This is a genomic window from Stenotrophomonas sp. Steno-C15, from assembly GCF_056393265.1.
This window is the reverse complement of the sequence record NZ_JBWJPF010000037.1, coordinates 1-9,632: the sequence shown is the minus strand read 5'-3', so window position 1 is coordinate 9,632 and position 9,632 is coordinate 1. Positions and strand designations below refer to the sequence as shown.

10 protein-coding genes are annotated in these 9,632 nt (G+C 67.8%); 4 read left to right on the top strand and 6 right to left on the bottom strand.

Annotated features, from left to right (window positions below):
* The first annotated feature begins 62 nt into the window (after nt 1-62).
* The gene (locus AC06FB_RS18040; RefSeq protein WP_478053955.1) at nt 63-1,385 is read left to right on the top strand and encodes an alpha/beta hydrolase family protein; all 1,323 of its coding nucleotides are present in this window, start codon (nt 63-65) and stop codon (nt 1,383-1,385) included.
* 45 nt (nt 1,386-1,430) lie between these two features.
* Here the strand turns inward: AC06FB_RS18040 and AC06FB_RS18035 are convergent, their stop codons facing one another.
* The 5 genes from AC06FB_RS18035 to AC06FB_RS18015 all read right to left on the bottom strand — a co-directional run bounded on the left by AC06FB_RS18035 (nt 1,431) and on the right by AC06FB_RS18015 (nt 6,236).
* Nucleotides 1,431-1,769 (bottom strand): hypothetical protein, encoded by a 339-nt coding sequence (locus tag AC06FB_RS18035; protein ID WP_053443843.1) that lies wholly within the window; start codon nt 1,767-1,769, stop codon nt 1,431-1,433.
* 91 nt (nt 1,770-1,860) lie between these two features.
* Nucleotides 1,861-2,802 (bottom strand): DegV family protein, encoded by a 942-nt coding sequence (locus AC06FB_RS18030; RefSeq protein WP_312556469.1) that lies wholly within the window; start codon nt 2,800-2,802, stop codon nt 1,861-1,863.
* Nucleotides 2,803-2,896: 94 nt separating this feature from the next.
* On the bottom strand, nt 2,897-3,529 hold the full coding sequence (locus AC06FB_RS18025; protein ID WP_065181734.1) for a 2-hydroxychromene-2-carboxylate isomerase: 633 nt from the start codon (nt 3,527-3,529) through the stop codon (nt 2,897-2,899).
* A gap of 17 nt (nt 3,530-3,546) precedes the next feature.
* Nucleotides 3,547-4,815, bottom strand: coding sequence for an amidohydrolase family protein (locus AC06FB_RS18020; RefSeq protein WP_428999649.1), 1,269 nt, complete (start codon nt 4,813-4,815; stop codon nt 3,547-3,549).
* Between the two features lie 11 nt (nt 4,816-4,826).
* Nucleotides 4,827-6,236, bottom strand: coding sequence for an amidohydrolase (locus tag AC06FB_RS18015; RefSeq protein WP_478053954.1), 1,410 nt, complete (start codon nt 6,234-6,236; stop codon nt 4,827-4,829).
* Nucleotides 6,237-6,387: 151 nt separating this feature from the next.
* Between AC06FB_RS18015 and AC06FB_RS18010 the strand changes: the two genes are divergently transcribed.
* Together AC06FB_RS18010 and AC06FB_RS18005 are read left to right on the top strand one after the other, a co-directional pair.
* Nucleotides 6,388-7,164 carry an AMP nucleosidase gene (locus AC06FB_RS18010; protein WP_053517431.1) on the top strand — a complete coding sequence of 259 codons (777 nt, stop codon included), beginning with the start codon at nt 6,388-6,390 and terminating at the stop codon, nt 7,162-7,164.
* Nucleotides 7,165-7,207: 43 nt separating this feature from the next.
* The gene (locus tag AC06FB_RS18005; RefSeq protein WP_111186169.1) at nt 7,208-7,747 is read left to right on the top strand and encodes a DUF924 family protein; all 540 of its coding nucleotides are present in this window, start codon (nt 7,208-7,210) and stop codon (nt 7,745-7,747) included.
* A gap of 87 nt (nt 7,748-7,834) precedes the next feature.
* On the opposite strand, the gene grxD is transcribed toward AC06FB_RS18005, so the two are convergent.
* Complete coding sequence (gene grxD, locus AC06FB_RS18000; protein ID WP_053517428.1) at nt 7,835-8,761, bottom strand: Grx4 family monothiol glutaredoxin; 927 nt, start codon at nt 8,759-8,761, stop codon at nt 7,835-7,837.
* Between the two features lie 60 nt (nt 8,762-8,821).
* Here grxD and AC06FB_RS17995 point away from each other — a divergent pair, with 60 nt between their 5' ends.
* Nucleotides 8,822-9,601 (top strand): polysaccharide deacetylase family protein, encoded by a 780-nt coding sequence (locus AC06FB_RS17995; protein ID WP_478053953.1) that lies wholly within the window; start codon nt 8,822-8,824, stop codon nt 9,599-9,601.
* The last annotated feature ends 31 nt before the right edge of the window (nt 9,602-9,632 follow it).

Here is a 9,632-nt window from a genome sequence, read left to right as displayed (position 1 = left end):
CCGCGCTGGCGATCACGCGGGAGCCGGTTCACCGTCACCCACCAGTGTGGAGAGGAGCAGACATGCACAGAACCCTGGTGTCGCTGGCCGCGTGGAGCGCGATGGCCTTCAGTGCGCAGGCGGTCGCGGCCACGGCGGCGTCGCCTTGCGCCGCTGCGAGCTATCGGATGGCCGATGGCAGTACGCTGGACATCGGCCCGGGTGCGGGCGATCAACTGCGGTGGCGCACGCCAGATGGTCGCAGCGGCGCACTGCAGCGCACCGCGGGCGATGCCTGGACCAGTACCCGCGGCTGGACCGGGCAGCCGGACGGGCACCGGATGGTGCTCACGGACTGTGGGAAGCGCGGCATCAGCGTCGATGGAATGAAGGGCGAGCGCATTCCGCTGCGGCAGATCGACACCCGTTTCAGCGGTGCCGGCGCAACGCTGCAGGGGCGGCTGACGCTGCCTCCGGGCGATGCGCCGGTTCCACTGGTGGTGCTGGTGCATGGTGCGGAGAACAGCTCCGCGCTGGAGCGCTACTCGCTGCAGCGCGAGTTCGCCAGTGCCGGCATCGCCGTGTTCGCGTACGACAAGCGGGGCACGGGACGCTCTGGCGGGCGGTACACGCAGAACTACCTGACCCTGGCCAATGATCTGATCCTGGCCACGCGCGAAGCACGCCGGCTGGCGGGGGCACGTGCGCAGCGGGTCGGCTACCAGGCCGGCAGCCAGGGTGGGTGGGTGGCGCCGCTGGCGGCACGCATCGAGCCTGTGGATTTCATCGTGATCAGCTTCGGCCTGGCGGTCTCGCCGCTGGAGGAAGACCGCGAGGCGATCGCCTTCGACATGCAGCGGGCCGGCCAGGGCGCGGAAGCCACTGCGCAGGCGATGCAGATCGCCGATGCGGTGGCGACCATCGTCGAAAGCGGATTCACCGAGGGATTCGATGTACTGGCGGAGGTGAAGCAGCGTTACCAGCATGCGCCCTGGTTCCCTGCGGTACGCGGGAACATTGCCGGGTATCTGTTGTCGACTCCGGAGGTCACTGCGCGCGAGCAGGGGCCGCGGCTGCTGGACGGGGTGCCGGCCCATTACGACCCTTTACCGGTGCTCACGCATCTGCAGGTGCCGCAGTTGTGGATCTTTGGCGGGCAGGACCGCGATGCGCCGCCGGTAGAGACGCTCAGGCGTCTTGCGGTTCTGCAGGGCCAGGGACGGCCGATCTACACGGCCGTGTATGCAGACGCCGATCATGGCATGTACGAGTTCGAGCTGGATGCGGCCGGGGAACGTGTATCGACACGGCAGCCGGCCGGGTACTTCCAGCTGATGACGGACTTCATCCGTGGCGATGCGCTGCGGGCCGAATACGGCCAGGCCCGCCCCACGTCCGCGCGATGAGGGCTTCGACGGGCGAAGCCCAGCAGACGCCAGCGTGTTCGCCGCTCAACGCACGTCGCGCAGTTCCCAGTGATGGCCGGCCAGCAGACGCAGGCGCTGCTTGAACACATCGCTGTCGATGCGGGTGGTGGCCACCAGGTTGATGCGCAGGTCCTTCTGCTCACCGGTTACGGTGGCGTCCGGGTCGGTCACGCCCCACTGCGGCTCCACTGCATCCGGATCGGGTTGCTTGGCTTTCCAGCGCTCGAACAGCGCGCCGCTGCGTAGGGCGTCCTGCAGTTCTTCGGCAAAGCCGGCGGCGCCCTGCGAATGGAAGGACAGGTCGGGGTCGTTGCCGCGGGCCTTGGACGGGTCGGGAAGGCTGATGTGGTACTGCGCAGGCATGGTGATCTCCTTGAAGTGCGGCAAGGCTGGCATAGACGCGGTGCAATGCTTGTGTACATCCGGCGCACCTGCATGCAGGCGTCGCCCGCCCTCATTCGAACCGATGCGGTCCATCGGCAAAGCCCACGGTAACGGCGCCCTTGCCGACGTTGACCATGCCGGTCAGGCTCATCACCGATTCGTACACGGTGACGCCGTGTGTGGCGCAGACCTCCGTCAGCTGCGCGTAGCCGGGCAGGGCGCGCAGCTCCTCCAGCTCACCGCCATAGCTGACGCAGACTGTCGGTGTCATCAGTCCGCTGCGCACGCGCTGGCCGACCACAGCGAAGAGCTTCTGCACGGCATTGTCGAAGCCCTTGATCTTGGCTACCGGGCCGGTCTCACCGCGGTAGCCGTGCAGCACCGGCTTGATGTCCAGTGCGCTGCCCAGCGCGGCACTGAGCAGGCCGACACTGCGGTCGCCCTTGTGCCGCGCGCGGGCCCGCATGTAATACAGGTCACGGGTGACCATGTAGCCATGCACGTTGCCGGCCAGTTCCTCCAGCCGCTCGCGGATCTGCTGCACGCTGGCGTTGCTGTCGCGCAGGCGAACCGCTTCCACCGCCGTCACCGCCTGCGCGGCGAACAGGTTCTGGGTGTCGAGCACGCGCAGTGCGAAGGGCGAGTTGTAGCCCGCGGCCTGCCGCACCGGCTTGTAGTCGTTGAGGATGGCGAAGCTGGCCTGCAGGGCGTTGTCGTGGATCGGGCTGCGGGTCTTGGTGATGGTCATGCAGAAGACGTGGTCGTAGTCGATCACCAGCTGCTGCAGGAACAGGTCACGGATCTGGTTGACGCTGAAGGGGATGGTCTCCGCCTCGGCACCATGTTCGGCCACGTGTGCGTGCAGGAAGCTGAGCGTGGCCTGTTCGTCGCGGTGGTCGGCGAGTACGGCTTCGCCGATCCGTACGGTGATCGGGAGCAGCACGATGTTGTGTTCGGCAATGAACGCCTGCGGCAGGTCGCAGGCCGAGTCGACGACGATTCCGATGCGCATCCGCGGCTCCCCCTCCAGGGCGGTTGTTGGTTCGGAAGTGTGAAAAATATCTCAAAACGGGAGCCCGCGCGCGAGGGAAGCGCAGGCGCCCTGTTCAGCGTCTGCGCTGTACCGCGATCGGCAGGGCCTCCACCCGCTGCCATTCCGGCTGCTTCAGCAGGTCCGGATCGGCCAGCACAGCGGCCATCAGCGGGTGCGCGTCATTGCCCCAGAACAGCTCGTCGCCGATGGCCAAGGTCGGTACGCCGAACACGCCGGCCGCGAGCGCAGCCTCGGTGTTGCGCCGCAGCTGCTCCTTGACCTCTGCGGTTGCCGTGGCGGCCGCCACATCCGCGATGCCCAGCCGCGCGCCGGGTTCGCGCAGCGCCTCGGCGCTGTCGGCGGCGTTGCCCTCGCGCCAGATCCAGTCGAACAGCACGTCCACGGCCTGCGCGCCGCCGCCTGCGGCCAGGCACAGCCGCAGAGCGGCCAGCGGGTTGAACGGGTGGGCAGGCGGGAAGCGCAGCGTCACGCCTTCCGCCTGCGCGTTCCAGAGCAACTGGCGGTAGATGAAGCGCCGCTTGGCCGGGATCTCGGCCGGGCCGAGATTGCCAAGCTGCTGCAGCACCGCCCCGAAGGCGATCGGCACCGGCTGTACCTGTGCGAACTGGGGCAGTTGCTTGACCTTCTGCCAGTGCAGGTAGGAGTAGGGCGAGACGAAATCGAAGTACCAGTGCAGCGGGGCCATGGGGCTTTCCTCGTCGGTCAGGGCTGCGCGTTGCGCTGCAGATAGCGGTCGCGCAGGTCGGTCTGGCGCGAGCGCATCGGCATCGGCCGCCCTCCCATCCAGACCTGTTCGGCATAGTGCGCCACATCCAGCGGGTCGCCTTCCCACAGCACCAGGTCGGCGCGCTTGCCGGGCTCGATGCTGCCGATCTGGTCGGCCACCCCGAACGCCTGTGCGGGAACCCGGGTCAGGCCTGCCAGCCCGTCGGCCCAGGGCAGGCCATGGGCTACCGCATTGCCTGCGAGCTGGCGGATCTTGCGTGCGTTGTGCGAGGCATCGCCACGTTGCACGAAGCTGACGGGCACGCCCGCACGCTGCAGTCGTGCCGCGTTTTCCAGGGTGGCGCCGATCTGGTCGAAGCTGGCCGGCAGGTTGGCCAGCACGTCGACGAACACCGGCACGCCGGCCGCAGCCAGCTCCGGCGCCAGCTGCCAGGCTTCGCTGGCTCCAGACAGGGCGATCTTCACCTTTTCGCGTGCAGCCCAGCGCAGCAGCTGGCGGATATCGGCAGCGCGATCGATTTCAACCACGATGCGGCCCTGGCCGGCCAGATAGCGCGACAGTGTGCGGCGACCGGCCGGTGTCAGCACGGCGTGCGGTGAATCGGCGGCGACCTGGCCGCGCGCTTCATCCACCATCTGCTGCAGCAGCATCCACTGTGCTGCACGCGAATGACCGGTCAGTTCCGACGCTGCGGCGCCCAGCCGCAGGAACAGCGCACGTGGACCCAGCGGGTCGGCGCTGCCATCGAGCCGCATCACCCCGCCCTGGCCCGCCACGAAGCCACCGCCGGTGACGGCGCCCAGCGCGGTGAAGCCGATGCCCTCCAGTCGCGCCACCGGAATGAGCACCGACGCGGGGTTGTAGGCCAGGGTCACGTCGAACTCCGGACGCAGCGGTTGCTCGCCGATCTTCAGGCTGCTGTCGACCGTACTCGCTTCTCCCGAGACTTCCTCGATGCCGATCTCGGCGATGCCACCGAACAGCGCGGGCGTGAGCGGGCGGCCATCGGCTTCAACCACGGTCGTGCCGGCCGGTGCGGCCAGGCCCGTACCCACGGCACGGATGATGCCGCCCTGCACCAGCACATCGGCGTGCTGCAGGCTGCCGCGTGCGCCGGCGGTGTGAACCGTCGCGCCGCGCACCAGCAGATCCTGTGCCGATGCCGTGCCGGTGATGGCTGCCAGCACCATGATCGCAGCGCCGAGCCATGCCCGGTTGCGGCTGGAAGACCTTGCCATCTGCATGGAACCGGCCATCAGTGCACCTCCTGCCCGAGCTGGAAGTCCGACTGCGGCGTTGCCGGCAACGCACTGCGGTCGTACAGGCGGCGGCCATCGACATAGACCTGCTCGGCCAATGCGTAGGAGCTGAAGGGATTGCCGTTCCACACCACCACGTCGGCCATCTTGCCGGGCTCCAGCGTGCCGGTCTGGCGCTCGATGCCCAGCGCCTTGGCGGCATTGGCGGTCATCCAGGTGATCGCATGTTCAGGAGTGATCGGGGCCATGCGTGCGCGGCGCGCGGCGGCCATGACCTTGGCGGCTTCCTGGTTCAGGCGCTGGATGCCTTCGGGCGAATCGGAATGGACGATGGCGCAGCTGTTCTTCGCCCGGTCCACCAGCGCGATGTTCTCGGGGATGCCATCGAAGGCTTCCATCTTGAAGCCCCACCAGTCGGCCCACAGTGCACCGCAGACGCCGTCCGCCGCCAGCCGGTCGGCCAGCTTGTAGGCCTCCACGCCGTGGTGGAACGCTGCCACCTTGAAACCGAATTCCTTGGCCAGGTCGAGCATGGTGGCCATTTCATCGGCGCGGTAGCAGTGGATGTGCACGCGGATGTCGCCCTGGATCGCGCCGGCCAGGGTGTCCAGCTTGAGATCGCGCTTGCCACCGGCATCGCCCGCGCTGTCACCTTTGTCGCTGCCGAACCAGCGCTTGCGCTTGGCTGCCTTGGGCGTGTTCTTGGTGATGTAGTCGGCGGCATCGATGAAGGCTGCGCGGTAGCCGGCGACGTTGCCCATCCGCGTAGCAGGCGTCACACCCTTGCCTTCGCCATAGACGCGTTTGGGGTTCTCGCCGCAGGCCATCTTCAGGCCCCACGGCGCGCCGGGAAACTTCATCGCCTGGTAGGTGATGGCCGGAACATTCTTCAGGGTCACGCCGCGGCCACCGACGAGGTTGGCCGAGCCGGGCAGCACCTGCATGCTGGTCACGCCGCCGGCCAGGGCGGCAGCGAAGCCGGGATCCTGCGGCCACACCGAATGCTCCGCCCAGACATTGGCCGTCACCGGTGCGGTCATCTCGTTGCCATCGCTGTGGGCGCCCACCCCCGGGCTGGGATATACGCCCAGGTGCGAGTGCACGTCGATCAGCCCGGGGGTGACCCACTTGCCCTGCGCGTCGATGCGGGTGACATCGGCCTCGGCCTGCAGCTGCTGGCCGACAGCAACGATGCGGCCCTCACGCAGCAGGACGTCGGCATTGTCCAGGCGCTGGCCGGTGCCGGTCAGCACCGTTGCGTTGTGGATCAGCACCGGCGCATCGGGCTGCGCCCGATAGGTGCTGGGGTAAGGATCGGCCATGAAGCGCGAGGCGCTCAGTGCTGGCGCGGCGGCCAGCGTAACCAGCGCCAGCCCCAGCCCGGCGCGCAACAACGTCGACGTCATGCAGATCCCCTCGGCTACGTAAGCAACCGCTGACGCTAGCCGGGCAGCGGTGGGCTTGCCAAGTGACCTTCTTCACAGGGTGCGACCGCGTGCCTCGACGGCGTCGCCCCACTGGCCGAAAATAGGCGGTCCCCGCCGTTCCGGACCGAGCATGAAGAGCAAGCAGGAAATCGTCGACAACTGGCTGCCGCGCTATACCGGCGTGCCCCTGGACCAGTTCGGCCCGCACGTCCTGCTGACCAACTTCGGCGGCTACCTGCACACCTTCTCCGAACTGACCGGTGCGCCCATCGTCGGCCTGGACCGGCCCATGGCCAGCGCCACCAGCGATGGCATCACGATGATCAACTTCGGCATGGGCAGCCCCAATGCCGCGATCATCATGGACCTGCTGTCGGCGGTGATGCCCAAGGCGGTATTGTTCCTGGGCAAGTGCGGGGGCCTGAAGCGCAAGAACCAGCTGGGCGACCTGGTGCTGCCGATCGCCGCGATCCGTGGTGAAGGCACTTCGGGCGACTATCTGCCACCGGAAGTACCGGCACTGCCGGCCTTCGCCCTGCAGCGCGCGGTCTCGACCATGATCCGCGATCTGGGGCACGACTACTGGACCGGTACCGTCTACACCACCAACCGGCGGGTCTGGGAACACGACGAGGCATTCAAGGAACGGCTGCGCGCGATGCGCTGCATGGCCATCGACATGGAAACGGCCACGGTGTTCGCCGCCGGCTTCGCCAACCACATCCCCAGCGGCGCCCTGCTGCTGGTTTCGGACCAGCCGATGATTCCCGACGGGGTCAAGACCGAAGCCTCCGATGCCAAGGTCAGCTCCCAGTTCGTGGAAAACCATATCCAGATCGGCATCGAGGCGCTTAAGCTTATCCGGCGCAACGGCAAGTCGGTCCGCCATCTGCGCTTCGACGAATGATGATGAGGGCCGGGCGCGGGACGTCCGGGCCCGGGAGTAGGTAATGGACGTTGCCGCGCAGGTGGTGGAATTCTGGAAGGAGGCGGGCCCTGCGAAGTGGTTCGCCCGCGACGATGCGTTCGACGCGCAGTTCCGCCGATTGTTCCTCGATGAGCATTTCGCTGCGGCCGCGCGTGCGCGCGAACACTGGCTGGGCAGCGCCGAGGGTGCGCTGGCCCTGATGCTGCTGTTGGACCAGTTCCCGCGCAACTGCTTCCGTGGCACCGCCCACTCCTACGCCACCGATGGGCTGGCCCGGCACTACGCCATGCGTGCCATCGAGGAAGGGCTGGACCTGCAGCTGGTTCCGAAGCTGCGGGCCTTCATCTACCTGCCGTTCGAGCATTCCGAGGATCCGCTGGACCAGGACCGTTCGGTGGCCATGTTCGACGCGCTGGGTGACAAGGAATACCTGCAGTACGCCGACCTGCATCGCGACATCATCCGCCGTTTTGGCCGCTTCCCGCACCGCAACGCCGTGCTGGGCCGCATTCCCACGCCGGAGGAACTGGACTACCTGGCCGAAGGCGGGTTTGCCGGCTGACCGGGCGGCGCCAGCCACGCGCGCGGCAGGCAGGAAACGGAAAACGCCGGCGTGCGCCGGCGTTCTCCTGTTCCGCGCTGCAGCCGATCAGTACTTCGGCACGCCGTTGTCCACCTCTTCGGACCAGGCGTTGATGCCGCCGGTGATGTTGAAGACCTTGGTGAAGCCAAGCGCGCGGAACTGCTCGGCAGCCTGCGCACTGCGACCACCGTGGTGGCACAGGAAGGCCAGTGCGGTGTCCTTCGGCAGTGCTTCCAGCTCGGCGCGGCCGTTGCCGTCGAACACCTTGAACGGCACGCCGACGGCGGCGATGGCGCGCTCGTCAGCCGGGCGCACGTCCACCAGGATCGCGTTGCCGGCGCGCACCAGGTCGTCGGCGTCGCGCACGCTGATTTCCTGCACCGGCTTGGGTGCATTCGGGTTGTCGATGGCCAGGCCCTTGCCGCGGATGTCGTCCACCCAGTCGATGGTGATGCCTTCGGCACGGCGCGCGCTGGCCAGGTCGAACTGCACGCGCAGTCCATTGGATTCGGCGGCGATCGCAGCCTCGTCATGCGGAGCGAGCTGGAAGTTGGGCTGGAAGCCTGCATCGATGCTCAGCTGCAGGGCGGCGCCCGGGGCGTCGGCCAGCGCGCCCTTGAGCATCTCCACCGCGGCCGGGGTGACGGTGATGCGCGGCGGGGTACGGTCCGGTGCGGGCAGGCCCAGCACGCTGCTCAGTTCGCCGCTGGCGGCCATCTGCAGCACGATGTCGCTGCCACCGACCAGTTCGCCGTCGATGTACAGCTGCGGGATGGTCGGCCAGTCGCCGTAGGCCTTGATGCCTTCACGGATTTCCTGGTCGGCCAGCACGTTGACGTGAGCGAACTCGACGCCCAGGTCCTGCAGCGCGCCCACGGCCTTGGCCGAGAAGCCGCACTGCGGCATCGACGGCTGGCCCTTCATGAACAGCACGACGCGGTTGGCGTTGAGGAGGGATTCGATGCGCGAACGCAGGGCAGGATCGAGAGACATGGGAAGTCGGGGGTCCAGTAATTCGAATCTTCGATTCTACCCCTCATGGCATCATGGGGTATGAGCAGCGCAGGAACATTGCATCGCATTCCGCCCCGGCCATGGCGCTGGCTGCCCTGGCTGGTGGCGTCGCAGTTGGCGGTGATCCTGGCCTGGGTGCTGGCGGGATGGCACTGGGGTCTGCCGCTGATGGTGGCCAGCCACGCGCTGTTCATCGTGCCGGTGTTCCTGCCCAACAGCCGCTTCTACACGCCGGTGCTGAGCCGCCTGGCGCAGGCGGACGCCGCGGTCTGGCTGACCATCGATGACGGTCCCGGTGCGGACACGCTGGCCGTGCTTGATCTGCTGGATCGGCATCAGGCGCGGGCGACATTCTTCCTGGTGGGCGAGCGGGCGCTGGCCCAGCCGGCGCTGGTGGCCGAGATCCTGCGCCGCGGGCACGATCTGGGCAACCACAGCTTCAGCCATCCGCAGGCGCGCTTCTGGCGACTGGGACCGAAGGCGATGCGTGCGGAGATCGAAGGCTGCCAGCATGCGCTGCAGGCATTGTCGGGCACGCCGGTGCGCTGGTACCGGTCGGTGGTGGGCATGACCAATCCGTTCGTGGGCCCGGTGCTGCGCCGCCTGGGCCTGGTGCGGGTGGGATGGAGCGCCCGCGGCTTCGATGGTGTCGGCTGTACGCCCGAGCGCGTGCTGGAGCGCCTGCTGCCGGATCTTCGCCCGGGCGCCATCGTGCTGCTGCATGAGGGGGCCGCCCATGGCCACAACCTGGTAATCATCGAACGCGTGCTGCAGGCACTGGATCAGCGTGGATTGAAGGCAACGCTGCCTTCGGTATAGCGCAGCGGCGCGCACGGAATCCGCCGGGCAC

Excerpts from the sequence above, each read along its gene's own strand:
- AC06FB_RS18030 (WP_312556469.1), bottom strand. The coding sequence starts at position 2,802 with ATGCGCATCGGAATCGTCGTCGACTCGGCCTGCGACCTGCCGCAGGCG.
- AC06FB_RS18015 (WP_478053954.1), bottom strand. The coding sequence starts at position 6,236 with ATGACGTCGACGTTGTTGCGCGCCGGGCTGGGGCTGGCGCTGGTTACG.
- AC06FB_RS18005 (WP_111186169.1), top strand. The coding sequence starts at position 7,208 with ATGGACGTTGCCGCGCAGGTGGTGGAATTCTGGAAGGAGGCGGGCCCT.
- AC06FB_RS18040 (WP_478053955.1), top strand. The coding sequence starts at position 63 with ATGCACAGAACCCTGGTGTCGCTGGCCGCGTGGAGCGCGATGGCCTTC.
- AC06FB_RS17995 (WP_478053953.1), top strand. The coding sequence starts at position 8,822 with ATGAGCAGCGCAGGAACATTGCATCGCATTCCGCCCCGGCCATGGCGC.
- AC06FB_RS18020 (WP_428999649.1), bottom strand. The coding sequence starts at position 4,815 with ATGCAGATGGCAAGGTCTTCCAGCCGCAACCGGGCATGGCTCGGCGCT.
- AC06FB_RS18025 (WP_065181734.1), bottom strand. The coding sequence starts at position 3,529 with ATGGCCCCGCTGCACTGGTACTTCGATTTCGTCTCGCCCTACTCCTAC.
- AC06FB_RS18010 (WP_053517431.1), top strand. The coding sequence starts at position 6,388 with ATGAAGAGCAAGCAGGAAATCGTCGACAACTGGCTGCCGCGCTATACC.
- AC06FB_RS18035 (WP_053443843.1), bottom strand. The coding sequence starts at position 1,769 with ATGCCTGCGCAGTACCACATCAGCCTTCCCGACCCGTCCAAGGCCCGC.
- grxD (WP_053517428.1), bottom strand. The coding sequence starts at position 8,761 with ATGTCTCTCGATCCTGCCCTGCGTTCGCGCATCGAATCCCTCCTCAAC.